This is a genomic window from Tunturiibacter empetritectus (assembly GCF_013410875.1).
Classification (GTDB): domain Bacteria; phylum Acidobacteriota; class Terriglobia; order Terriglobales; family Acidobacteriaceae; genus Edaphobacter; species Edaphobacter empetritectus.
Map to the genome: position 1 here is coordinate 1,094,832 of NZ_JACCCU010000002.1, position 21,769 is coordinate 1,116,600.

Annotated in this window: 27 protein-coding genes and 1 tRNA gene; 16 read left to right on the forward strand and 12 right to left on the reverse strand. The window is 57.3% G+C overall.

The window, feature by feature from the left end:
• Window positions 1-85: 85 nt before the first annotated feature.
• From HDF08_RS16805 to HDF08_RS16840, 8 genes are all read right to left on the reverse strand, one after another.
• A complete protein-coding gene (locus HDF08_RS16805; RefSeq protein WP_179639736.1) occupies window positions 86-853 on the reverse strand; it encodes a hypothetical protein in 768 nt (255 codons plus the stop codon).
• Between the two features lie 408 nt (window positions 854-1,261).
• Window positions 1,262-1,882, reverse strand: a complete 621-nt coding sequence (gene hscB / locus HDF08_RS16810; RefSeq protein ID WP_179639737.1) for a Fe-S protein assembly co-chaperone HscB — start codon at window positions 1,880-1,882, stop codon at window positions 1,262-1,264.
• Window positions 1,879-2,100, reverse strand: coding sequence for a type II toxin-antitoxin system HicB family antitoxin (locus tag HDF08_RS16815; protein WP_179639738.1), 222 nt, complete (start codon window positions 2,098-2,100; stop codon window positions 1,879-1,881). The genes hscB and HDF08_RS16815 overlap by 4 nt, the downstream gene beginning before the upstream one ends.
• Before the next feature lie 4 nt (window positions 2,101-2,104).
• Complete coding sequence (locus tag HDF08_RS16820) at window positions 2,105-2,290, reverse strand: type II toxin-antitoxin system HicA family toxin (RefSeq protein ID WP_179639739.1); 186 nt, start codon at window positions 2,288-2,290, stop codon at window positions 2,105-2,107.
• Window positions 2,291-2,380: 90 nt separating this feature from the next.
• Complete coding sequence (locus HDF08_RS16825) at window positions 2,381-2,881, reverse strand: HesB/IscA family protein (protein ID WP_179639740.1); 501 nt, start codon at window positions 2,879-2,881, stop codon at window positions 2,381-2,383.
• A gap of 94 nt (window positions 2,882-2,975) precedes the next feature.
• Window positions 2,976-3,392 carry a Fe-S cluster assembly scaffold IscU gene (gene iscU, locus HDF08_RS16830; protein WP_179639741.1) on the reverse strand — a complete coding sequence of 139 codons (417 nt, stop codon included), beginning with the start codon at window positions 3,390-3,392 and terminating at the stop codon, window positions 2,976-2,978.
• 59 nt (window positions 3,393-3,451) lie between these two features.
• Window positions 3,452-4,732 (reverse strand): IscS subfamily cysteine desulfurase, encoded by a 1,281-nt coding sequence (locus HDF08_RS16835; RefSeq protein ID WP_306459714.1) that lies wholly within the window; start codon window positions 4,730-4,732, stop codon window positions 3,452-3,454.
• Window positions 4,733-4,809: 77 nt separating this feature from the next.
• Entirely contained in the window at window positions 4,810-5,277 is a 468-nt protein-coding gene (locus tag HDF08_RS16840; protein ID WP_179640027.1) for an RrF2 family transcriptional regulator, read from the reverse strand.
• Between the two features lie 101 nt (window positions 5,278-5,378).
• Between HDF08_RS16840 and HDF08_RS16845 the strand changes: the two genes are divergently transcribed.
• The gene (locus HDF08_RS16845) at window positions 5,379-5,663 is read left to right on the forward strand and encodes a hypothetical protein (RefSeq protein WP_179638962.1); all 285 of its coding nucleotides are present in this window, start codon (window positions 5,379-5,381) and stop codon (window positions 5,661-5,663) included.
• Here HDF08_RS16845 and HDF08_RS16850 read toward each other — a convergent pair.
• A complete protein-coding gene (locus HDF08_RS16850) occupies window positions 5,660-6,238 on the reverse strand; it encodes a CDP-alcohol phosphatidyltransferase family protein (RefSeq protein WP_179639742.1) in 579 nt (192 codons plus the stop codon). The two genes, HDF08_RS16845 and HDF08_RS16850, sit on opposite strands and share 4 nt — an antisense overlap.
• An 80-nt stretch (window positions 6,239-6,318) precedes the next feature.
• Between HDF08_RS16850 and HDF08_RS16855 the strand changes: the two genes are divergently transcribed.
• Window positions 6,319-6,395, forward strand: a tRNA-Val gene (locus HDF08_RS16855).
• Window positions 6,396-6,400: 5 nt separating this feature from the next.
• On the opposite strand, the gene HDF08_RS16860 is transcribed toward HDF08_RS16855, so the two are convergent.
• Together HDF08_RS16860 and HDF08_RS16865 are read right to left on the reverse strand one after the other, a co-directional pair.
• Window positions 6,401-7,591 carry a tyrosine-type recombinase/integrase gene (locus HDF08_RS16860; protein ID WP_179639743.1) on the reverse strand — a complete coding sequence of 397 codons (1,191 nt, stop codon included), beginning with the start codon at window positions 7,589-7,591 and terminating at the stop codon, window positions 6,401-6,403.
• A 115-nt stretch (window positions 7,592-7,706) separates the two neighbouring features.
• A complete protein-coding gene (locus HDF08_RS16865) occupies window positions 7,707-7,916 on the reverse strand; it encodes a helix-turn-helix domain-containing protein (protein WP_179639744.1) in 210 nt (69 codons plus the stop codon).
• 241 nt (window positions 7,917-8,157) lie between these two features.
• On the opposite strand from HDF08_RS16865, the gene HDF08_RS16870 reads away from it, so the two are divergent.
• The 14 genes from HDF08_RS16870 (at window position 8,158) to HDF08_RS16945 (ending at window position 21,424) form a co-directional block, all read left to right on the forward strand.
• A complete protein-coding gene (locus HDF08_RS16870; protein WP_179639745.1) occupies window positions 8,158-8,601 on the forward strand; it encodes a hypothetical protein in 444 nt (147 codons plus the stop codon).
• 349 nt (window positions 8,602-8,950) lie between these two features.
• Window positions 8,951-9,673: a DNA methyltransferase gene (locus tag HDF08_RS16875; RefSeq protein WP_179639746.1), complete on the forward strand. Its 723-nt coding sequence runs from the start codon at window positions 8,951-8,953 to the stop codon at window positions 9,671-9,673.
• 328 nt (window positions 9,674-10,001) lie between these two features.
• Entirely contained in the window at window positions 10,002-10,328 is a 327-nt protein-coding gene (locus tag HDF08_RS16880; protein ID WP_179639747.1) for a TrbC/VirB2 family type IV secretion system protein, read from the forward strand.
• A 61-nt stretch (window positions 10,329-10,389) separates the two neighbouring features.
• Window positions 10,390-10,713 carry a VirB3 family type IV secretion system protein gene (locus tag HDF08_RS16885; RefSeq protein ID WP_179639748.1) on the forward strand — a complete coding sequence of 108 codons (324 nt, stop codon included), beginning with the start codon at window positions 10,390-10,392 and terminating at the stop codon, window positions 10,711-10,713.
• Window positions 10,700-13,162 (forward strand): VirB4 family type IV secretion system protein, encoded by a 2,463-nt coding sequence (locus HDF08_RS16890; protein WP_179639749.1) that lies wholly within the window; start codon window positions 10,700-10,702, stop codon window positions 13,160-13,162. Before HDF08_RS16885 ends, HDF08_RS16890 begins: the two co-directional genes overlap by 14 nt.
• Window positions 13,163-13,189: 27 nt before the next feature.
• The gene (locus HDF08_RS16895) at window positions 13,190-13,945 is read left to right on the forward strand and encodes a TrbG/VirB9 family P-type conjugative transfer protein (protein ID WP_179639750.1); all 756 of its coding nucleotides are present in this window, start codon (window positions 13,190-13,192) and stop codon (window positions 13,943-13,945) included.
• Window positions 13,946-13,953: 8 nt separating this feature from the next.
• Window positions 13,954-15,216 (forward strand): TraB/TrbI/VirB10 family type IV secretion system protein, encoded by a 1,263-nt coding sequence (locus HDF08_RS22215; protein ID WP_179639751.1) that lies wholly within the window; start codon window positions 13,954-13,956, stop codon window positions 15,214-15,216.
• A gap of 170 nt (window positions 15,217-15,386) precedes the next feature.
• On the forward strand, window positions 15,387-16,292 hold the full coding sequence (locus tag HDF08_RS16905; protein WP_179639752.1) for a hypothetical protein: 906 nt from the start codon (window positions 15,387-15,389) through the stop codon (window positions 16,290-16,292).
• A 14-nt stretch (window positions 16,293-16,306) separates the two neighbouring features.
• Window positions 16,307-17,122, forward strand: coding sequence for a type IV secretion system protein (locus tag HDF08_RS16910; protein ID WP_179639753.1), 816 nt, complete (start codon window positions 16,307-16,309; stop codon window positions 17,120-17,122).
• Window positions 17,123-17,124: 2 nt separating this feature from the next.
• Window positions 17,125-17,808: a VirB8/TrbF family protein gene (locus HDF08_RS16915; RefSeq protein WP_179639754.1), complete on the forward strand. Its 684-nt coding sequence runs from the start codon at window positions 17,125-17,127 to the stop codon at window positions 17,806-17,808.
• 5 nt (window positions 17,809-17,813) lie between these two features.
• A complete protein-coding gene (locus HDF08_RS16920; RefSeq protein WP_179639755.1) occupies window positions 17,814-18,194 on the forward strand; it encodes a hypothetical protein in 381 nt (126 codons plus the stop codon).
• Window positions 18,191-19,996, forward strand: a complete 1,806-nt coding sequence (locus tag HDF08_RS21470) for a DNA cytosine methyltransferase (RefSeq protein WP_218884740.1) — start codon at window positions 18,191-18,193, stop codon at window positions 19,994-19,996. Before HDF08_RS16920 ends, HDF08_RS21470 begins: the two co-directional genes overlap by 4 nt.
• A 587-nt stretch (window positions 19,997-20,583) precedes the next feature.
• Window positions 20,584-20,997, forward strand: a complete 414-nt coding sequence (locus HDF08_RS16940; RefSeq protein WP_179639756.1) for a single-stranded DNA-binding protein — start codon at window positions 20,584-20,586, stop codon at window positions 20,995-20,997.
• A 31-nt stretch (window positions 20,998-21,028) separates the two neighbouring features.
• Window positions 21,029-21,424: a hypothetical protein gene (locus HDF08_RS16945; protein WP_179639757.1), complete on the forward strand. Its 396-nt coding sequence runs from the start codon at window positions 21,029-21,031 to the stop codon at window positions 21,422-21,424.
• Window positions 21,425-21,441: 17 nt separating this feature from the next.
• Here the strand turns inward: HDF08_RS16945 and HDF08_RS16950 are convergent, their stop codons facing one another.
• Window positions 21,442-21,765 (reverse strand): hypothetical protein, encoded by a 324-nt coding sequence (locus HDF08_RS16950; protein ID WP_179639758.1) that lies wholly within the window; start codon window positions 21,763-21,765, stop codon window positions 21,442-21,444.
• Window positions 21,766-21,769: the final 4 nt, after the last annotated feature.

Sequence of the window (21,769 nt, forward strand, 5' to 3'; positions counted from 1 at the left end):
TTTCAGGAGCATGGATTAGTCAAGTGTGTATCCACCGCTGCAGCGGCTAGCGCAAGCGAATGGTAGTCCCTAAGATAAGTCCCTGCTATGTGGCTTCCAAGCCGAAGGCGTTTCCGTCCTGCCGGTTGAAATAGAGGCGCTTATACCCGATCTGCGCCGTCGCATCTTTGAGGATTTTGTATCCAGCGCCATAAGCAATCTCCCAGGTCGGGCTCGAACCGCCTCCTCCGGCATCACCAATCAGAAATACACCAATCTTTGGTGTGGCTCTGGCAAGCAGGCGCGCGCATCCCGTAACGTCGGCCCAATCATTTGTGCCCGAATAAAAAGCTTGGCCAAGTGGTCCAGCGTTGAAATTCGAATTCGCACCGAGATGGTAGAAGCGGAATCCACCGAGTACATCCGCAGTGAAGTGCTTCTGCGAATAGACGCGGTAAGCGAACTCCGGCGTCAGCGTAAACGTAGTTGTCGTCAGCTTCACCTGCACTGGGAGTGGAAGCTGAAGCACCGGGACAGCAGCTTGATCGCCGACGCGCACAAAGAGAAGATCGGTAAGCACGCCCACACGACCGCGGCGAACCTCGCCCAATCCCATAAACCCGACTTTGAGGTTGCTGAAAATGTCACCAAACGACTGGTGTACTGCAGCATCATGACCCAACAGATTCAGGTTTCCATCAAGCCCGGCAAGCCATAGATAGGGTGAAACACTCACATGCCAGACATCGTTATCAAATGTCGGCTCCTGTTGCGGAGATTCCACTTCTATCTGTGCGTTCGCCGTCAAAGAAAGCAGAGACAAAACCACGCAAGACAGGACGGCAACTGGGCGACTGTTGACTAAAGAAATCATCGCTCTTCACCCTCACCTCCGCTGCGCACCATACTACCCGAATGCTCCCGGCATCTCGCCGCCCGACAATTGCAAACTGCCGCCCAGCCCAAAAACCCGGCAAAAAAGCTTGTCAACCCCCCAAACGCGAAATACCCGCGCCAATCCAGCACATTCGCGTGGCGTATCAGTTATGTGCGATCCGCTATAATCGATAGAGAAGAGAAAAAGCCTCGGCAGTCAGCCGGGGCTTTTCTCTTTTATTAGGCTAAGTCCAGCGCCTGCACGTATTTGCAAGCAAGTCGTTTGATATGACGTATTTGCGAGGAGTTACCCGGCGTAAACCGTTCATAATGGGGAATTTACGCGCGGCGTATATAGGGGGGTACCCCGGAAAGGGAAGTCAACGATGCACACCCGCGCCGGAGCCTACATATCCAAAGCCTCATTCACATCCCGCACCAGGTTCCGCAGATAGCTCCGCTTGTTCAGCAGCACCACCATGGCGTCCTTCGCCCGAAGCTTCGCCCCCTCATCCCCGGCATCCACACCTGCGTCCCAGGCCGACCACAGCCCCTCCAACTCCGCCTGCGTCTCCACCATCTTCGCGTCGAAACTGTCCTTCGCCGTCATCAGGTCGCGCCGCAGCTCCGGCTCATCCTCACCCATCTGGTTGGCCGCGCGCATCTCCTGCAGCTGCATGTTCAGCTCAAAGACCTCCTCCAGCAGCTCCGGAGGCACAATCTGCTTCTTCTGTTCACCCGAAGCCCGCGCCGCATCGGTCGCCGTCTTCGACTGCTCTTCCAGCTCAACTCCTTCAAGCCCAAGCAGGTATTGCGTCCGCGCAATCGGATCCTTCAGAGTCCGGTAGGCATCATTCAGCAGCGAACTCTGCGCCAGTGCCGCCTCCTGCTCCGCCACCGGCTTCGAAGCGAAGCGATCCGGATGCAGCTTCCGGCTGAGCACATAAAACTGCTTCTCCAACGCCACCACATCCAGCGTCAGCTTCCGCGGCAGATCAAAAAAGGAGAAATAATCCTGATGGCTCATGCGGCAGGAACAGTGACGAGTTCCGCATACGACGCAGCCTCTGGAACAGGCAGTCCATCTTCGATCAATCCCGCAATATGGATCGCGATTCCCTCAACGATCAGCCGGTGTGCCTCCTCGCGGCTGTCGCCAACGACACCGAGACCCGGGAGGTCGGGCACATAGGCTCCCCACCCACCATCCTTTGCACGCTCGTAGATGACGGTATATTCGCGCATGGCTCTATTTTAGACCTGCCTGCCGAAGAATACTCTTCAGCGTGCCCTCTGGAACGTCTTTCCCGCCTTTGCCTGCGACCGTGGTCCGGCCCGGCTTCGTGGGATGCTTGAATTGCTGATGGCTGCCGGTCGTTTTGTGAAGATACCAGCCGTCCTGCTCAATGAGTTTGATGAGATCTCGATAGTTCATAAATGCGCGCAGCACACAACAAAAGAGGCAGTCATGATTCAGACAATAGTCTTTAGGCTTTCGAAACGGGTTCTTCTAATTCAGCGCCATCTACGCCGTAAAACTCGACCCGCAGCCACAGCTCTTGGTCGAATTCGGATTGATGAAGTTGAACCCCTGCCGCATCAGCGTCTCTTCAAAGTCGAGCACCATGCCATGCAGATAAATAAAGCTCTTCGGATCGACGAAGATCCGTATCGCCTTCCCGTCGGTCGGATCGCCGGCCGTAGCCAGCCCCTCGCCAAACGCATAGACGCGATCCCGCTCCCGAGGCTGCGTATCGAAGCGAATGTTGTAGCTCAGACCCGAGCAGCCGCCACCCTGAATCCCCACCCGCAGTCCACCCTGCTCCGGCGAAACGCCTTCCTTGGCCATCGCGACACGAATCCGCTTCAGCGCCTTCTCGGTAATCTGAATGCCCTTCTGGCCCGCCTCCTGCCCCTGCGCCGTCAGCACGTTCATCCCCGCCAGAGGATTCTTCGCCTGGCCTGAGGCTGCAGCCTGCTGGGCCGCCTCCATCTCCGCCGCGGTTTGTAGAGTCACCATCGCCATAGTGCCATCACTCCCTACCAACAGAACACGGTAGCGGCGCGACTAAAAAATGCGCCGCTACCGTTGTTCCCAACCCTTTACCGCCGCTCAAAACCTAGTGAGCAACAGCAACCGACGCCGTCTCGGCAACGTTGTTCTTCTTCTTCCAATCGCCGATCGCCGCACGAATCGCGTCTTCCGCGAGCACCGAGCAGTGAATCTTCACCGGAGGAAGCGCAAGCTCCTTCACAATGTCTGTGTTCGTGATCGCCAATGCCTCGTCGATCGTCTTGCCCTTCACCCACTCCGTCGCCAGCGAAGAAGAAGCAATCGCCGACCCGCAGCCGAAGGTTTTGAACTTGGCATCTTCAATCACGTTCGTTTCGGGATTCACGCGGATCTGCAGCCGCATCACGTCGCCGCACTCCGGCGCGCCTACAAGCCCAGTCCCAACCTCGGCCGCGCCCTTGTCCAGCGTGCCAACGTTTCGTGGATTGTTGTAGTGGTCTACGACCTTATCGCTATATGCCATCTTATTCTCCTGTCTCTACCTTGTCCGATTCCAAACTCTAATGTGCAAATGCCGCCGAACTAATGAGCAGCCCATTCAATCTTGGTGAGATCAATACCTTCCTTCACCATCTCATACAAAGGCGAAAGCTCTCGCAGCTTCGAAACCACGTCGATGACCTTGTCCGAAACATAATCGACCTCAGCCTTCGTGTTGAAGCGCCCAAGACCGAACCGGATCGAGCTGTGCGCCACATCGTCGCCCAGACCCAAAGCCTTCAATACATAAGATGGCTCAAGCGTCGCCGAGGTGCAAGCAGAGCCTGAAGAAACCGCAATATCGTTGATTCCCATCAGAAGGCTCTCGCCCTCAACATAGACGAAGCTCATATTCAGGTTGCCCGGCAGATGATGCGCCATGTTGCCGTTCACATGAACGTAGTCCAACGCCTTCTCAAACTTGGCCTTCATGTAGTCGCGCAACTCCTGCTCGCGCTTCGCCTCGGCCTCCATCTCTTGCCCGGCGATCTCGCAAGCCGCGCCAAGGCCAACGATACCCGGAACATTCAGCGTGCCCGACCGCATCCCGCGCTCATGACCACCGCCGTTGATCTGCTCCGAGATCTGCACTCGCGGATTACGGCGACGAACGTACAGCGCCCCCACACCCTTCGGCCCGTAGACCTTATGCCCCGAGAGTGAGAGCACATCGATGTTGTCCTTCTGCACATCCACCGGAATCTTACCCACAGCCTGCACCGCATCGGTGTGAAAGATCACACCCTTCTCATGACACAGCTTGCCGATCTCGGCGATGGGCTGAATCACCCCAATCTCATTGTTGGCATACATGATCGAAACCAGGATCGTCTTATCGTCGATCGCACGCTTCAGATCCTCAAGATCAATCAACCCATCCGCCTGCACAGGCAGATAAGTCACGCGATAGCCCTGCTTTTCGAGCTTCTTGCACGTATCCAGAACTGCCTTGTGCTCGGTCACCTGCGTGATGATGTGGTTGCCGCGCTCGCGATACATCTCGGCGATTCCCTTCAGCGCGAGATTGTTCGACTCGGTCGCACCGCTGGTGAAGATAATCTCCTTAGCGGTCGCGCCAATCAACTTGGCTATCTGTTCCCGCGCCTTCTCCACCGCCTGCTCGGCCTCCCAGCCAAACATATGATTGCGGCTCGCTGCATTGCCAAACACCTTGCCGAAATAAGGCAACATCGCATCCAGGACCCGCGGGTCCATCGGTGTCGTCGCGTGATTGTCCATATAAATCGGCAGCGTTACGCCAGCCGGCAGTGGTGCAGAGGACTCGCTGATCACTACGCCGCTATTGCTCATCTCGTTGCTCATCGTATCTCCCAAATCTCCCAAACTAATGCTTCTGACTCGTCACTCAACTCAAACTATCTATCATCGGCAGCGTACGGCTAAACCGCAATACTTACCAGACCACCGCCCACCGGCGCTCCCGGTCCAGCCTGCTCCGTATCCCCGGCCTCGATCAAGTCCGCAATACGGATCCCGTTCAACAAATCCTTAATGCTGTCGTTGACCTTGCGCAGTGGTTCTTTGATGGTGCAATGCCCGGCAAGGTCGCAAGTTCCGTGAATCGTAATGCAGCTAGTAATAAAAAGCGGCCCGTCGATCGCCCGAATCACCTCAAAGGCCGTCATTTCCGTCGCACTGCGAGAGAGCGCATAGCCCCCATTGGTCCCAGCGTGCGAAACGAGCAGTCCAGCCTTCGCTAAAGTCTGTAGAATCTTCGCCAGCAACTGCGGTGGAATGTGATACGCCTCTGCAATATCCTTGGCGCTGTGCGCGCTGCCGTCCGTCTGCTCTGCCAGATACTTCAGAGCCATCAGACCATAATCGGCTTTTTTGGTCAGACGCAGCATGTAGACTTCGCGCTCCCGCTCCCTGGAAATTGGGCGCAAATCAGACAATTCCAGTCCTAGATAGTGTACGTCCAAAATTCCATGCATGCAACAGGGGGCGAGTGCCCTCCGATTCAACATTCCTTCCAGCGTTTTTGCCGGACAAAAACTCCGGAATCCGGGTTGACAAGGGGTCTGCGGACGCGCAAAATCCATACCATTCACATTTTTTTCTCCCCAAAATGACCGCCATCTGCAAACATCCCATTGTCAAAATCGTCGCCCGAGAGGAAGACGCCGAATTTGTTGAGTGTCAAAAATGCGGAGAAGTCTTCGATTCGGCCGAGTACAGTGATATCGCCATCGAAGAAAAATCCGCCCTCTCCGAGATTCCCTCAGACGACTAGACGACCGTCTGCTCCGGTGGTGGAGTGCTCATCCTGCGAAGCACAATCCATGCATACTGGGCAGCAGACAGCGGAGCCAGCACTGCGATCGCGCGCACCAGAATATCCCGCAGCGTCGCAAGCTGCGGGGACAGAAACAGCTTCTGACAGATCACCACAATCAAAGCGACGATCTGCACAAACGTGTTCAGCTTTCCCAACGCGCTCGGCCGAAAGTCCCGTAGCGTTCCCGTCGCAAACAGCAGCGTAGCGATCAACAAAATCCCAACATCGCGGCTGAAGACCAGAACCGTAACGTACAGCGGAATCAGCCCAACATGCGTCAGCACCACAAACAGCGAACTCAGCAGCAATTTGTCCGCAATTGGGTCCAGATATAGTCCCAGCGTAGTCTTCTGGCTCAGCCATCGAGCCAGCAATCCATCGAGCGCATCGCTGATGCCAGCCAGCATGAACAAGGCAAACGACACCCCGTAGTGCCCGTCCAGAATCTCAATCAAAAGGAAGGGGATAATAAAGAGCCGCATAAGCGTAAGCAGGTTCGGCGCGGCGCGAAATTGGCTCAGAAAGGGCACGTTGCGGGGTCAATCCATCCTAACCCAACCCCGACAAGGTTGCCCCAACCCCAATCTCCGTTTAGACTGAATGAACGCACAGGCGCGTAGCTCAGTTGGTTAGAGCGCTACCTTGACACGGTAGAGGTCAGCGGTTCGAATCCGCTCGTGCCTACCATATCTTCAATCACTTACAATCTCCTTAGAAATAGCCGAGGGTCCAGACGGGTCCAATAAGCATTTCTCCGCCATTCCCCTTCCCGCCCGCAGCATCTCAGCCACCTTCGACTGCGCCCGCCGCTTGTCCAGTGTGACAGCCTGCGCGTACACATCGAGCGTGATCTTCGCGCTCGCGTGCCGCAACAGTTCCTGTATCACCTTGACGTCTTCGCCGTTGGCCTTCAGCAAAGTCGAGAAGGTCCGCCGGAAGGTGTGCCAGCCAATTCGCTTCGTGATCTTTGCCCGCGTCGCTGCGGGGCGGATGCATCGTTTGAGGATGGCATCAGGGCTATAAGGCTGCTTCCCCTTCTTCCGCGTGCTGGCGAATATCCAGTCCTCCGGCTGGTTGTAGGGAGAAGCGCGTCTCCAAGTCAGCAGCTCCTCGGCGATCCAAGGATCAAGAGGAACCGGCTTCATCGAGGCCTCCGTCTTGCACGGTCCCACTACCTGCCGGTAGATCGACCGCGTGACAGCAAGTTCCAGTTCCTCGAGGTTGGCATCCTTCCACTTCAGAGCCATCAGCTCGCCGCGGCGAAGACCGGTCAGCGCGTCGAGCAACACCATCACCCGTTCCCGGCGTGAAAGCTCCTCGAATAAAGCGACCAGTTCTGCCACATCGAGGATGTCCGGAATGGACTTCCGCTTCGCACTCTGCCGCACCATCGAGATGGGGTTTGAGTTCTGTGGAAGGAACTCGTGCCGGATCGCGTGATTAAACAGAACGCTCATAATGTTGCGGACCTTCGACTTGGTTCCCTTTGCAATGGGCAGGGTGCGAAGCCACTTCTCGACAGCTACTGCCCGCACCTCACGCAGCCCTGCGTCGCCCCACTTGGGCTCGACATACAATCGAAGAAAGTCTTTGTAGACGATCCGCGTTGAGTATGCCCGGCCTTCGTCGTCTTCCTGCATAGCACCCAGTTCATGCTGCTTGAAGTGTGTGATGAGAGCGGCGACCGAGACCGGCTGCTGAGGGAACCGGGGCTGCTCTTCGTTGATGGTGATGCGTAAAGATTCGGCAGCCCTTATGGCGCTCGATTCGGTGGGATACTTCTCGACCGTTCCGAGAACCACCTTGCGGCGAACCCGTTTTCCGCTGGCATCGGTCTCACGCCAGCGGAAGATCCAGCAGTCCGGGCCCTGCTTCCTCTTCATGCGGTTGATCATTCCTTGTTGGTATCGTGCCCTTCGAAACATAAAGTCCTCCCGTTTCGTTGGCCACAGACCGCTGATTTCGATGGTGCCATATTTTCAGCAGTTGGGTCGCAAATTACTGCATTAAATTGCGGATATAGCCCTCCAGGCCGGAGGCGCGAAAACGCCATAATTTCCCGAATTTGAGGCCGGGAATCTCCCCTCGCCGTGCTCTTCGCTTTACCGTCTCGGGATGCACACGCATTAGTTCCGCAGCCTGCTGGCTGTCCAGTAAAGGCTCGAAGATCTCGGCCGCCTTCATCTGATCGTCTTCTTGCTTTTGCATCTTCGTCTCCTATCGGCACGTTTTCCCGGATTTCGCGAGATTGGGAAGTGCGATCAATTGCACTCCGTAGCGCCCATAGCCAGACGATAGGTTGAAATTATGGCGGCGATTATTACCTTTTGCGACGCATTATTCCATCTGAGGCAATAATCCAGAGCCACACTGTGTTGCATCGCGACCACAATTGTTAAAGCCTTCAGCTTGAGTCTTGCCCGGTTATGCGCGATGATCGATTTCATCGATGAGCAGCACACCCATCATTCCGCCAGGCGGTATGCCGCCAACCCCACCGCACTGGCTTGAGGAAAGCGATTGGATCGTCCTCATCGAGTTTCTACCAAAAGATGACGTCGAAGACCGCACGCAGGCCGCAGAGCGGATCGGGTACATGCTGGCGTATGCGCAAATGACCGACACCCGAATGCTGGCCCTTTTGGGTGATCCTCGAGCGGACACGTACGAGCTGCTGTTCTCGTTCAATTCAACTGAGAACAAAGCTGAGTTCATCCGCCTTCTCAATTCAAACGAACTATCCGCCTGCGACGAAGAATTCATTCAGGTCCCTCCGCAGGACGAGATCGATGCGGCCCAACCTATTGCTAAGGTTTTGCCTGAAGACGTTGTCCAGCGAGTCACTCTGATCGCAACCATGCTGATGGGCGGGCAGTCTGGAATCGTTCAGTAAAAGTCTGCGTCTTCGAAATGTCTGAAGGAGCGATTCTCGAAGACGTTCCTGCAGCACTTGAGTGATTGCCAATACTGATCCCCGCAACTCCATTGCTCTTCATTCGCGCGCGCGGACACTACTTCGGGCCTGGTCCGCCGCCCTTCGGACGGGGCGGGCTCTCCTTCGGCCTGACAGCCGCCCTCCGGGTTTCGGGTCTCTCCAAAACAATCTTCTGCAAAGAACACAGAACATTCTTTCGGCCTCCCGAAAATGCACCCGCTTGCCTTGGGAGGCGGGTCCCTCGCATCGCTTCGCGTGGTGTGTCCCGAGCGCCTTCAGAGGCAAGGGATCAAGAGGAGATTCAGAGATGGCAACCACGACCGTAGCAACCGCACAGCAGAGCAACTTCAACAACCAGATCCTTCACGGCAACTGCATCGAAGTCATGCGTCAGATGCCCACGAATAGCGTCGATTTCATACTAACTGATCCACCGTATCTCGTGAACTACCGCGACCGCAGTGGACGCACGATTCAGAACGACGTCGATAAGAGCTGGCTCAAACCCGCGATGGCAGAAGCGTATCGTGTACTGAAGCAGGACCGCGTCGCCGTCATGTTCTACGGGTGGACGAAGATCGATGCGTTCTTCGAAGCTTGGCGCAGCGCAGGTCTCCACCCTGTCGGACACATCGTATTTCGCAAGAGCTATAGCTTGAAGAGCAGGTTCCTCCGCTATCAGCACGAGCAGGCATTCCTACTAGCGAAGGGCAGGCCGCCACTCCCGAAGCAGCCGCTCGGCGATGTGATGGATATGCCCTACAGCGGCAACAAGCTTCATCCCACGCAGAAGCCGGTATCAGCACTCGCACAACTGATCTGTAGTTTCTCCATTCCAGGAGAGAACGTCCTTGATCCCTTCGCTGGAAGCGGAAGCACCTGCGCCGCATCGCTCCTTACGGGTCGTGAGTACATCGGCGTGGAGATGGATGACGTGTACTACCAGCAGGCCAGCGAACGCTTAAAGAGAGTCCACCAGAGGGTCGCCGTAAGGCGATCTTCTGGTTCGGGCATTCCTACGCGAGTGTGATGTTATCCGCATGCCGGTCGCGCCTCAATGCGAGCAGTCGCTCTGAGTCGCATGATCGTTGCCTTGACCCGCAGCACGCCCGCGGATTCTTTGCTAGTCATGGTGGGAATGCCAGGCTCTGCGCCTGCGCGGCGCGGTAGCTGAAGCCCATCTTCCCCTTCTCATGATGTGTTTTTTCGTTCGCAAACTGTGTCTCTGGATTATTGCTTTTAACGCAATAATGCGTCGCAAAAGGTAATAATCGACCTCCCTTTTGTCGCCTACTGTCGCTCCAGTCGTTGCAACGGAGAGTGCTCACTCGCCGGAGATGCAAACGAAAGGAGCAGACATGCAACCCAGCCTTCCCACCAAACGGCTTCACTTCCGGCGATTGCGTTCGCAATGCCGGAGGTGGGCCATTCCAACGCTGATGTTCCTTGCCGCTCTGCCGGTCTACGCCCAGACCGGCGCTAGTCCATGGGAGAACGCGGTCAACGCCCTCAAGACCTCGTTCACTGGCCCCATCGCACAGGGTCTGTCGCTCGTGGCCATTGTCGTCGGAGGCCTGATGTTCGCCTACGGCGAAGGCCAGTCGAAGAAGATGCTCGCCGGCATCGTCTTCGGCATCGGCATGGCCATCGGCGCTGTGAACTTCATGGCCTGGCTCTTTCCGTAGCAGTGTTTTGACGGCAGGCTCAATCACAACCCAAGGATGGTGGGCAGAAGGGACGTAGCGCATGGCAGAGGGCGGTTCACAACGCGACGCACGTAGAAATAGGGTCTTCAAGGCGATGAACCGCCCGCTGACCGTGTTAGGCGCAGAACGGCGACTTTTCTTTGTTGCGCTGATTACAGGCGGCGCGATCTTCTCCATGCTGCACTCGCTGGTCGGTGGCATAGGCCTGTTCATCGTTGGGGTCATCATTGCGCAAGTCGCCACGAAGCACGACGTAGAGATCCTTCGCATCCTCTTCAACTCCGCAAAGTTCCACAGGCGCTACGACTCCATGAAGTGGGAGTCCACCGCAATCAGCGTCAGGACACGCAATGTTCAGAATTGAAAACATCACGAAAGATTGGATGGAAGCAGGCTCCTTCGCCGCACAACTCAACCTGTACGGCTTCTGGGATGAACACAGCTTCCTGACGAAGACAGGCGACCTGGGCGTCGTACTCAAAGTTGGTGGGATCGACTACGAGAGTCTCGATCATGCTGGACGCGACTACGCGGTGAAGCGGCTCGAAGCCGCTCTGCGGTCTCTCGACGACAAGACGCGCCTCTACCAGATCCTGTTCAAACACAATCGGCCGGAGATCTCTTATGCCGAGTACGACGACCCTCTCGTCCGCGCCGCCGCAGAACAACGCGCTGCGTTTCTCCAGTCGAAATCCGATCGGCTCTATTCCATCGAGATCTACTGGATCGTCATGGTGGACGGCAGCTATGCAAAGACGAGCTTCCTCCATGCGCTGGCGCAACTACCGAAACAGCCGAGTTCGTCGCTGCGCGAACTGCGCGCTCTGTTCTCAGGCAACAAAGAGCGCACCCTGCTCTATGAGCAGATCGAACGCGACCGTTTGCGCCTGCAGCAAAAAGTTCAGAGTTTGAGTGGACAGCTTAACGATCTGATGAAGATCGAGCTGTCAGGGGCGGAGAGGACCTTCCGGCTTGTCCGGCGTCTCGTCAACTTCCGCCCCTCCAAAATCGATGACGCTCCGCTTCGCGGCTCGCGTCATCTCGACCGGCAGGCATGCGACTCGGAGTTAGAGGCGCACCGTGGCTATCTGCGTCTTGACGACTGCTTCGTCCGCGTCCTCACGCTGAAGGAGATGCCCAGCGAGACGCGGCCACTGCAGTTGCGTAGTCTGCTCGACATTCCAGCCAACTTCCATGTCGTCACCGAATGGCATCCGGTAGACAACGCGAAGGCACGCAAGGAGATCGCTTCGCGTCGCCGCCATCACCACAACTCCAAGACCAGCTTTGTCTCGAACCTCCAGGACCGGCAGAACGCCGGACCGAAGGACGAGTTGGTCGATGACTCGAAGGAAGCGGCGGTCGCCGAGCTGGGCTCGGCCCTGACGGCCATTGGTATGGAAGGCAAGAACTTCGGCGAGTTCACGTTTTCCGTCGTGATTTACGACGAGGACCGCCTGAAGGTCGAACATGCCGTCGCCGAGTTTCAGAAGTTATTCATACAGCACGATGGGTTGCTATACGAGGAACGTTACAACCTTCTCAATGCGTTCTTCGCTACTGTGCCGGGAAATAAACAGTTCAATCTCCGGAAGCAGTGGGCACTCAACTCCAACTATGCCGATCTATCCTTCCTCTTCACGATCAATACCGGATCGCCGTGGAACGGGCATCTCGATCGCGAGTATCTCTCTCTCCTTGAATCGACGCATGGAACACCGTACTACCTGAACCTCCATGCGGGAGATGTTGCCCACACCCTATTGCTCGGCGCAACGGGCGCGGGCAAATCCTTCACCCTGGGGTTCATCATTCAATCACTGCAGAAGTATGCCCCGCTGACCTTTATCTTCGATGTCGGTGGCAGCTACGAGGCTTTGACGCGGACTTTCGGCGGCACCTACCTGAACGTCGGACTCAAGACTCCCGGCTTCAGTATTAATCCTTTCTCGCTCGCACCCACATACGAGAACCTGAACTTTCTCTACCTATTCATGAGGGTTTTGATCGAAGGCCAGGGGAAGTACACGTTGACAGGCGACGATGAAAAATCGCTCTTCGCCACGATCGAGCGTGCTTATAAACTCCCGCGCGAGATACGGACCCTATCCAACTTCGCCTCCATCCTCGGGCCTCTGGGTGAGCGGCTGCAACGATGGCTAGGTAAAGGTCAGTTCGGCTACCTCTTCGACAACGCCGAGGACACCCTGACCTTCGCCCGCTTCCAGACCTTCAACTTCGATGGCTGGTCGGACTATCCCGACATCCTGGAGCCGCTGCTCTTTTACGTGCTCCAAAGGGCCTCATCGGAGATTGAAAAGGCGACGAATGCCGCAATCTTCAAAGTGTTTCTCGCCGACGAAGCCTCGATCTTCCTGAAGAACGCAATCATCCGCGATTGGGTGGTGCGGGCAGAGCGGACGTGGCGTAAGAAAAATGCCGCCATGATTCTGGCGACGCAGTCGGTCGTGGAGTTAGCCGATGCGGGCGTTCTCAACATCATCAACGAGTCCTGTCCCACCAAGATCTTTCTGGCCAATCCAAACATCGATCGCAAACTCTATGCCGAGGTCTTCCAGCTCAATGACACGCAGCTGGAGCTGTTCGAGTCGCTTGTACCCAAGCGCGAGCTGCTGTTAATACAGCCGCGCGGTACGAAGAAGCTGGTCCTCGAAGTCGATGCGCTGGGGTATTGGATGGCTACCAACAACGCTCGCGACAACGTTCGCAAACAGGATTATTTTGCCCGCTTTGGGCCGGAGCAAGGCTTGATCCGGCTCGCCCAGGACTACCCGAACCCGCTCAGCTCATAACCCAACTCGACCCTCAAAGGAGATCTCATGCCTTCTGCACCCATCATCCCTCTTCTACTCGGCCTTGCTGCAACCGTCGCTCACGGCCAGCAGACCACCGCCCGCATCGTCAAATACCACGCCAACGACATCGTGAATGTCCGCGGCAAGATGAGCTACACAACACTCATTCAGCTTCCGCCAACAGAGAAGATTCTGGATGCAGCCACCGGCGACAAAGACTTCTGGATCGTCGATACGGTCGGAAACTATTGCTTTGTGCATCCTGCGAAGGCTGGCATCCACTCCAGCCTGGACCTGATTACCGACAGGGGCAGCATCTATTCATTCACCCTCGATGAAGCCGGGCCCGCCGATCCCGACCTGAAGATCGTTATCGAGCCGTCCGACCAGTCCTTACTTGCCGCCGCCGGCAACGCAGGCAAGCTGGTCTCCGCGTCGGAAGTGATTGCTGCTCAGGAGCAGGCGCGACTTGCCCAGACTCATGCAGCGAGTGCCGTCGAACAGTTCCGCGCCGACTATCCGGTCAAGGCTTTGAAGTTTGACTACACCTACCGCAACGAGAGCCCTTTCGATGTCTCGGCGATCTATCACGATGACAAGTTCACCTACATCAAGTCGTCGGCGTCAGAGAAGTTCTCCATCTACGAGATGAAGGATAAGAAGCCCGACCTGATCACCTTCCAGCTGCTCGACGGCACCTATGTCATCCCCACTGTGGTCGATCACGGCTACCTCGAGATCGGCAAACACAAGCTCAGCTTCGACCGCAAAGGCAAATAGGAGGCAACGTGCCAGAGGAAAAACTAATCCCCGAAGTACCCGTGGTGCAGGCTTCGCCTCAATCGCAAATCCCTCCGGCCCTGCGCGACAAGCGCGTCTTGCCGGAGGGTGTCGTCCCCAAACGGGCGCAGGGTTACGTCGTTGCAGGACTCGCCCTGCTGATCCTGCTCGCCGTGATGTTCTCGAAGAACCACACCAAGACCACGCCTGTCGCTCTCCCGAGCGTCACGCCGTTCTCAAGCGATGCCAACGCACGCAAGATCGCAGAGTTGGAGCAAAACCTGACTGCGGAGCAGCGACAGAGCCAGCAGCAGGCCCAACAACAGAAACCCTCTGCTGCTGGCACGACTGCCGGAGCCCGGGCTCCCACGCAGGCCGGTGGCCCCGTCACTCCTGCTACGCAGTCGCCGGCGCCCACTGTTACGGAGCCTCCCCGCGATCCCATCGCTGACGCGGAGAAGGCGATGGTCTTCAAGGCCCGCTTCGCTTCAAACCTTGTCTCCGCCGATGCTGGCGCTTCGCGCCCATCGGCGTCTCCCTCGGGCTCCGCTGACGCGATTACCCGCCCGGAGACGGACTCGGTCACGCCTGCGGCTCGTTCTACGAACTCGCCATCGCAGGCTTCTGCTTCGCAGGCCGCTGCGACTAAGCGTGCGCCGGAGCTAAGCCTAAACTCCGCACACGGCCAGCCTTTTGCGCTCTTCGAAGGCACCACCATCGACACCGTTCTGGTTGACCGGCTCGATGGAGAGTTCGCGGGGAGCTTCAAAGTCATGGTCACCAATCCCGTCTACAGCGAGGACCGTCAGCATGTGCTCATCCCCGAGGGAACCTTCATTCTCGGCGACACCCAGAAGGTGTCGAGCCTCGGCCAAAAGCGCCTGGCTCTCACCTTCCACCGGATGCTCATGCCAGACAAATATTCCGTCGATCTCTACCAATTCAAGGGTCTTGATCAGGCGGGCGAAACCGGTGTCAAGGGCAAGGTCAACAACCACTATCTCGAAATCTTCGGGACATCCATTGCTCTCGGCGTCATCGCTGGCGCTGCTGAGGCCACAACGAACAGCGGCTATAACGAGAGCGGCTCGGACGCCTACCGCCAGGGCATCTCATCCAGCCTCTCGCAGTCGAGCGCGAACATGCTCGACCGCTTCATCAATGTCCTGCCCACCCACACCATCTTCGAGGGGCACCGCATCAAGGTCTATATCACCCAGGACATGCTGCTGCCCGCTTACGAAAACCACAACATGCCGGCGGTGTTCTGATGCGTGCCCTTCTCGTTCTTGGTCTCGGCTGCGTGCTTGTGGTTGGCTGCGCCTCCCCCTCGCCGCCGCCCAAACCCTCTCCCTATCGGTTCAGGACGCCGGAACGCATTGAGGCGCGCTCCCCATCCTGTCCCGTATCCGTTCACCCATAACTAACCGGAGGTTTCACCATGAAAGCAGTAAAATTTCTTATCCCAGTCTTCGCCCTGATGACTGCGTTCTCACCCACGGCACACGCGCAGTTCGGATCAGGCATCGTCTACGACCCCACCCAGAGCGCCCACGCCGTCCAGGAGATCCAACAGGGCGAACAGCAACTTCAGAAGTGGGCGACCGAACTTAATAACTGGCAGCAACATCTCCTCAAGGAAGCCCAGATATTTACCACCGCTGAACAGACGCGGACACAGATCGTGACGATGTACAACCTGGCTTACCAGATGGCCACGATGCCTCAGAATCTTGAGGCGCGGTACAAGGCAGACTGGTCGAAATGGCAGAGCCTCGCGGCTCCGCCAAATGCCTACGGCAATACGTCCTCCCTGGTAAATGCTCTGAACTTCGGTGGACTGCCCCAGGCGCAGCAGGGCTACAACAGCGCCTATGTGCAGCCTCAGAGCTATCCCTCGGGTTCCTACTCCTCTCTCGATTCAAGAACACAAGCCACGGTCGCGAATCAGTACGCCACGTCCGAGTTAGCACAGAGCGCAACCACCAGCACTCTCTCGACCCTGGGCACGATTCGCGCCGATGGCGAGGCATTCGCAACCAAGCTCGCCAACCTCGAATCGGACACCTTCTCCAACGATCCCAGTCAGCAGACGCAGAATGCCCTGCTCGGCAAGATCAACTCCGCAACGCTGCTCCAGATCCGCTCCCAGCAAGACACCAACCAACTCCTCATGGCTTCGATCCAGCAACAGCTTTTCGCCCAAAAGCAGCAGATTGACGCGCAGAACCGCGCCATCAATGAGTCCATTTACTTCCAGCAGAACTTCTCCAACACCATGCAGAACGTGAGCAACGGCGTAAGCACGTCCTTGCATGCGATCTCACTCAGCACCACAGGACAGTAAGCCGGAGGTCGATCATGCAGGATAATCCGTTTACCTTTCTCGGTCAGGCCATCAGCCAGCTTCTGTCATCAAACAGCGCTGCATTGGAGGCTGCGGGACTTGATATGTTCCGCGGCGTGGCCGTTATTCTTATTGCCTGGTTTGGGATCAAATCCGCCCTGTCCGCCTCGCAGGGACACGGCGGATTTCACTTCGGCAAGTTTGCCGACCTGATCCTGTTGATCTCATTTGGCCTGGGAATGCTGACATACTATTCGACGCCGATCCCGGGTGTCGGCTTTAGCTTCAGCGACCTGATCACCAAAGAAACCCTGAACATCTCCCGCCAGATCGAGTCCGATACCACACAGCAGATCGCAACCACCGTCACCACAGCCGAGCAGCAGCTTGGAGCGCCTCCGGGTAACTTCAACATCCTCGAAGATCTGGTGTACCTGATACTTGCCATTCTTTTGGCGGCGATGCAGGCCGTGTCCTTCGCAGTCATCTCCTATGGCTACGTCGCCGCCGCCGTATGCGTGCTGATAGGTCCGGTCTTTATCCCGTGGTTCATCGTGCCCAAGATGGACTGGCTCTTCTGGGGATGGTTTAAAGCCTTTATCGGCTTCAGCTTCTATCAGGTCATTGCCTCCGCGTTCATCTTCGTCTTTTCAAAGGTGCTGACCTCTATGTTCCAGGTCACCATCAGCATCTCGAATGCACTGATGGAGCTACCCGCGCTGTTCATCACTCTTTTTGTCTGCATCTATGGACTGGTCAAAATCCCAGAGCTGACCGGCGCGATCCTCAGCGGACGCAGCGGCACCTGGGTTAACCCAATGGGAAGGTAATCATGACAGCTACGAATAACACGCTTAGAACCACCGATGCCGGACACAAGTTCCTGGAGTTGTACGCCGAGCCCGTCGTCACCAACACCTATCTGAAGGTGGCACTGCTCGTACTCTCCGTCGTTACGCTCGCTTCACTTGCGCTTCTGTATCGCGCCGAAACCGCCGCCTTGCGGCTGAAGCCGCTCGTCATCGCGGTCTCGGAAGCCGGACGCGGGCAGGTGTCGAGCTACGCCGACTTCTCCAAAGTCCCCGTCGATCGCGTAAGCAAGTATTACCTCGCCCGCTGGACGGAGCTTTATTACGGTCGCAATCACGCTACTCTCCAGCGTGACTTCACCGAGTCGCTCAACTTCTTCTCGAACGACTTGCAGGGCGCTACGCTCCTGCGCGTCACCAAAGCAAAGACACTCGAAACCTTTCTTCTCGATCCGAGCACGTCGACCGTCGATATAGAAATCAAGGCCGTCGTTCTTGAAGACCTGCGAGAGGCACCCTATCGCGCCCATATCGAATTCGAGAAAGTGTTCCGTTCGCTTGGTGATCAGGACGAACAACGACGCGAACGCTGGACTGCGAATGTCGTCTACAGCTTCCGTGATGAAGTGCCAAACAAGATGTTACTCACCAATCCTCTCGGCCTGGTCATCAGCTATGTCCATGAGGATCAGGCATTCGGGAGCTAACGATCATGCGATCGAAGATGCCCATACTGCTTTACTGCGCCGACCGCGAACTGCTCTCAAACACGGCCTTCGCGCTGCGCCTGCAACCCTACGATGTCACTGCCATTGACGACAGTCGGAGCGCCGCTGCCGTCATGATGGCGAGCCACCTCGTCTGCGGCATCCTGATCCACGCAAGACAAGGTGATCTCGCAGGCAGGATGATCCATCGCTTGCTCGAAACGGACCTGCATACACCTTTGCTGCTGGTGGATCGGGCAGGAGATCTCGCACCCGTCCGGTACGCAGACATGGTGCTCTATGGCCGCAATACCTCGATGGCCCACATCCTCAGCGCTCTCAATGTGCTCTGCGCGAGAAAGCGCGGACCCCGGAACGCTGCATGAGGTATCTGTCCGTGTGTTCAGGCATTGAGGCTGTCTCGGTTGCGTGGGGCCCGTTGGGCTGGCAACCTGCCATGTTCGCGGAGATTGATCCTTTCTATTGCTGGCTGCTGTGCTCGCGCTATGGCGCATCGCGGCCCATCCACATGCCCAGTCCGCACGATGCGCCCACACGGAAAGAGGCGAAGCAGCGCGCGGCAGCCATTCGCAACATCGTTGCTCTGTCTGCCGGAGGCGCCGTTACCAATGCCGGAGACTTCACAAAGATTGGAGCTGAGGATGCCGGAGCAATCGACCTTTTGGCCGGAGGAACACCTTGCCAATCTTTCTCCATCGCCGGTAAGCGAGCGGGACTGGATGACCCGCGTGGCAACCTCACCATCGAGTTTGCTCGACTTGCTGGTCGACTCCGGCCCCTATGGCTGGTGTGGGAGAACGTCCCCGGCGTCCTGTCGATCGATGACGGACGCACGTTTGGAGCCTTCCTCGGGATGCTGGTCGAACTCGGGTACGGGATCGCCTATAGAGTTCTGGACGCTCAGTATTTCGGAGTACCCCAGCGACGGCGCCGCGTCTTCGTTGTCGGATGTCTTGGAAGCTGGCGAGGTGCCGCAGCGGTATTATTTGAGCGCCACAGCCTGTCGGGGTATCCTCCGCCGCGCCGAGAAGCGCGGCAAGGAGCTACCGGAGGCGTTGAAGTCGGCCCTGCTGGCGGTCGCCTCACGGACACTGCCCCAACCATCGATGCCGAATGTAAGGACGGGTTCGTCCGCAATCAACTATGCGCAGGAGTCCTCTCCTCCACCGATGAGATATCTCATTGCCCGAATGCTGGTGGCATGGGCAGGCAGGACTTCGAAACAGAAACACTGATCGCTCATGCGCTCTCAGCCGATGGCTTCGACGCGGGCGAGGACGGCACCGGGCGTGGGACGCCCGTCGTGCCGGTCGCCATCTGTACTGCGCATACCCAGTCGAATGGTAGCGGGTTCTCTGACGATGTTGCCCATACCCTGGAGAGTGGAGGGGCGCAGGCTGTCGCCTTTGCGCAGAACAGCCGGGACGAAGTACGACTGCATGGCTGGGACGGAAGGACAGTCGGAGCGCTGTCTGCGCAACCGGGCGCGAAGCAGCAATCCTACGTCGCCTTCTCCGCAAAAGTTTATGGCGCCGACGCGGATGACGTCGCACCGACATTGCGCAGCATGGGGCCTGATCGGAGCCATGCCAACGGTGGCGGCCAGGTAGCGATCGCCTTCGCACAGAATCAGGAAGGAGATGTTCTCAGCGGCGATGTAATGCAGTCGCTCGGAACCAACTCCAATGCCACCGGACGCAACGTCCCGACAATTGCGTTCACGCTCCACGGCAGTGACGGCACCGCGAGTGCAGCCTCATCCACCGAAACCGCAGGAAGCCTCCGGACCCGTGCTCCGGGAAGCATCGAGAACAGCTCGACTACCGCGATGCTCCAGGAACAGTCTGTCGCCTGGTCTGGAGAACTCACTGCATCGACCGATGTAGCGGGAACACTTCAGCGTGGCGGAGAGGGCGGGCGCGTCGATGGCGTTATGACGCCTCAGATGGCCGTGCGGCGATTGGCTCCACGCGAGTGCGAGCGATTACAGGGATTCCCAGACGATTACACGCTGGTCGAGTATCGCGGCAAGATGGCAGCCGATGGCCCTCGCTACAAAGCGCTCGGTAACTCGATGGCGGTTCCGGTCATGCATTGGATCGGGAAACGGATTGCAGCAGTCGACAAGGTCCTCCGCGACCGGCCCGGTATCGAGAGGGTCCAATGAGCAACGGCTTGCAGATTCTGAACAGACTGGCGCGTATCTCCCAATCACGGAAAAGCTATGGTCTTTTTCTTGCCCTCACAGCTTCGGAGTTCACGCTGTGCAACTCGCCTTCTCGCCGGTCGCCCAAACACAGGCTCTCCGCATGCCAGGACGCAAACGGCGATGGAAGCAACCGATCGGTGCGGTTAACCCACGATCTGCTTTTGGAGCAGGACTTGGTGGCGAGCGGACATGGCACCACTGCTGTCCGATTGCACAGGCGTCCTGAACGCGATGGATCTCTTCAGACGGGTGTTTCCGTAAAGCGCCATCCCTGCTCGTATTTTCCCTGCTCACCCTCGGTCACTCGCTCGGTGCTTATCCCACGCCCTGCGGCACGGCGCGTCTCTGCTTCGGCTTCGCCGCCCTTGCGGGTTACGGCTTTCAGAAAATCTTTTCGGCAAGACTCCGCACAAGACGCGGACGAAAAGATTTTCCGAACCTTCCGTAAAAGCGCCGCTTGGCACTTGGGAGCGGGGCACCTCCCGTCGCTTCGCGCAAGAGTGTCCCGAGGGCAATCCGGGCAAATACAAACAAGGAGAAACACAATGGCACTCTACGAAAACAAGATCACTCTGAAGGGCTTCCTCGGCAAAGACGCCGAGAACTTCGCAACCAAACAGCAGAAGACCTTCACCGTCCTCTCACTTGCCACCAAGTCCGGCTACAAGGACAAGCAGACCGAGCAATGGGTCAACCACACCGAATGGCACCGCATCGTCACCTTCGGCAAGTCCGCCGACCACGCGAAGAACCTGAAGAAGGGCGACTACGTCGAGATCGAGGGCGAGCTCCGCAGCACCGAGTTTGACGCCGAGGTCGGTGAGGGCAAGAAGAAGACCACGTTCAAGCGTCGTGGTTGGGAGATACGCGCCAGCCTCGTCAAGAAGCTGGCGCAGCCCGAGAGCTCACGTGGAGAGAACCTCGACGCCGAGCCGGTCACGGAGGACGACGCGGCTTAGGCCGTGTTGTCCTCCCTCGGGAGGTGCAACCATGAATCTCTTCGCCAACAGTGTTACGTTGCGTGGGTTCCTCGGCAGAGATGCCGAGGCGCCTCCATCGGATGGCATCACAGCAGAGTCGTTCGCGGTACTCACCCTATGTACCGAGGCCGGTCAGTGGGTGAAACGCGATAGCTACTGGCTCTCTCATACCGCCGAACATACGATCATCTGTCCCGGCCCGTTCTTGTGCGGTCTGACGCGCGGCATGAAGCGGGGTGACTACATCGAAATTGAGGGCACGCTAAGAGACTTCGAGTACCCCCAACCAGTTGTGATCTCTGAAGACCCACTCGCGATGAAGGAGAGCGGCTTCGAGATACATGCCATCAAGATTCAGCGACTCGACTATCCGCCAAGCGAAGTATACGAGGTTGCCGACAACTAATCGTTGTCCAGCCTTCTTCACGGAGAGGCTAACGCCTCTCCGCTCTTTTTCTGAAATTGCCGCTTCGCCATCGCGGCGGAAGGAACCCAATGTTCGCCAACGCTGTATTCGTTGCCACTCTGATCTTTCTCGCGCTCGGATTCTGGCTGAGCGCGGAACTGCGCTTCCTCACTCCCTGGCGCAGCTTCATTCTTCATCACGATCTTCAGAGCATCGCGCTTTACTGCGCTCTGCTCTTCGCCAACATCCTTGGCGTCACCATCTGGATCGAGCGTAAGTTCTTCCTCCGAGATGCCGGTCGCAAGCTCCGGCATCTCGATCAGGAGATTCAGACCGGACAAAGTG

Excerpts from the sequence above, each read along its gene's own strand:
- HDF08_RS16805 (WP_179639736.1), bottom strand. The coding sequence starts at position 853 with ATGATTTCTTTAGTCAACAGTCGCCCAGTTGCCGTCCTGTCTTGCGTG.
- hscB (WP_179639737.1), bottom strand. The coding sequence starts at position 1,882 with ATGAGCCATCAGGATTATTTCTCCTTTTTTGATCTGCCGCGGAAGCTG.
- HDF08_RS16815 (WP_179639738.1), bottom strand. The coding sequence starts at position 2,100 with ATGCGCGAATATACCGTCATCTACGAGCGTGCAAAGGATGGTGGGTGG.
- HDF08_RS16820 (WP_179639739.1), bottom strand. The coding sequence starts at position 2,290 with ATGAACTATCGAGATCTCATCAAACTCATTGAGCAGGACGGCTGGTAT.
- HDF08_RS16825 (WP_179639740.1), bottom strand. The coding sequence starts at position 2,881 with ATGGCGATGGTGACTCTACAAACCGCGGCGGAGATGGAGGCGGCCCAG.
- iscU (WP_179639741.1), bottom strand. The coding sequence starts at position 3,392 with ATGGCATATAGCGATAAGGTCGTAGACCACTACAACAATCCACGAAAC.
- HDF08_RS16835 (WP_306459714.1), bottom strand. The coding sequence starts at position 4,732 with ATGAGCAACGAGATGAGCAATAGCGGCGTAGTGATCAGCGAGTCCTCT.
- HDF08_RS16840 (WP_179640027.1), bottom strand. The coding sequence starts at position 5,277 with ATGCTGCGTCTGACCAAAAAAGCCGATTATGGTCTGATGGCTCTGAAG.
- HDF08_RS16860 (WP_179639743.1), bottom strand. The coding sequence starts at position 7,591 with ATGAAGAGGAAGCAGGGCCCGGACTGCTGGATCTTCCGCTGGCGTGAG.
- HDF08_RS16865 (WP_179639744.1), bottom strand. The coding sequence starts at position 7,916 with ATGCAAAAGCAAGAAGACGATCAGATGAAGGCGGCCGAGATCTTCGAG.
- HDF08_RS16870 (WP_179639745.1), top strand. The coding sequence starts at position 8,158 with ATGAGCAGCACACCCATCATTCCGCCAGGCGGTATGCCGCCAACCCCA.
- HDF08_RS16875 (WP_179639746.1), top strand. The coding sequence starts at position 8,951 with ATGGCAACCACGACCGTAGCAACCGCACAGCAGAGCAACTTCAACAAC.
- HDF08_RS16880 (WP_179639747.1), top strand. The coding sequence starts at position 10,002 with ATGCAACCCAGCCTTCCCACCAAACGGCTTCACTTCCGGCGATTGCGT.
- HDF08_RS16885 (WP_179639748.1), top strand. The coding sequence starts at position 10,390 with ATGGCAGAGGGCGGTTCACAACGCGACGCACGTAGAAATAGGGTCTTC.
- HDF08_RS16890 (WP_179639749.1), top strand. The coding sequence starts at position 10,700 with ATGTTCAGAATTGAAAACATCACGAAAGATTGGATGGAAGCAGGCTCC.
- HDF08_RS16895 (WP_179639750.1), top strand. The coding sequence starts at position 13,190 with ATGCCTTCTGCACCCATCATCCCTCTTCTACTCGGCCTTGCTGCAACC.
- HDF08_RS16905 (WP_179639752.1), top strand. The coding sequence starts at position 15,387 with ATGAAAGCAGTAAAATTTCTTATCCCAGTCTTCGCCCTGATGACTGCG.
- HDF08_RS16910 (WP_179639753.1), top strand. The coding sequence starts at position 16,307 with ATGCAGGATAATCCGTTTACCTTTCTCGGTCAGGCCATCAGCCAGCTT.
- HDF08_RS16915 (WP_179639754.1), top strand. The coding sequence starts at position 17,125 with ATGACAGCTACGAATAACACGCTTAGAACCACCGATGCCGGACACAAG.
- HDF08_RS16920 (WP_179639755.1), top strand. The coding sequence starts at position 17,814 with ATGCGATCGAAGATGCCCATACTGCTTTACTGCGCCGACCGCGAACTG.
- HDF08_RS21470 (WP_218884740.1), top strand. The coding sequence starts at position 18,191 with ATGAGGTATCTGTCCGTGTGTTCAGGCATTGAGGCTGTCTCGGTTGCG.
- HDF08_RS16940 (WP_179639756.1), top strand. The coding sequence starts at position 20,584 with ATGGCACTCTACGAAAACAAGATCACTCTGAAGGGCTTCCTCGGCAAA.
- HDF08_RS16945 (WP_179639757.1), top strand. The coding sequence starts at position 21,029 with ATGAATCTCTTCGCCAACAGTGTTACGTTGCGTGGGTTCCTCGGCAGA.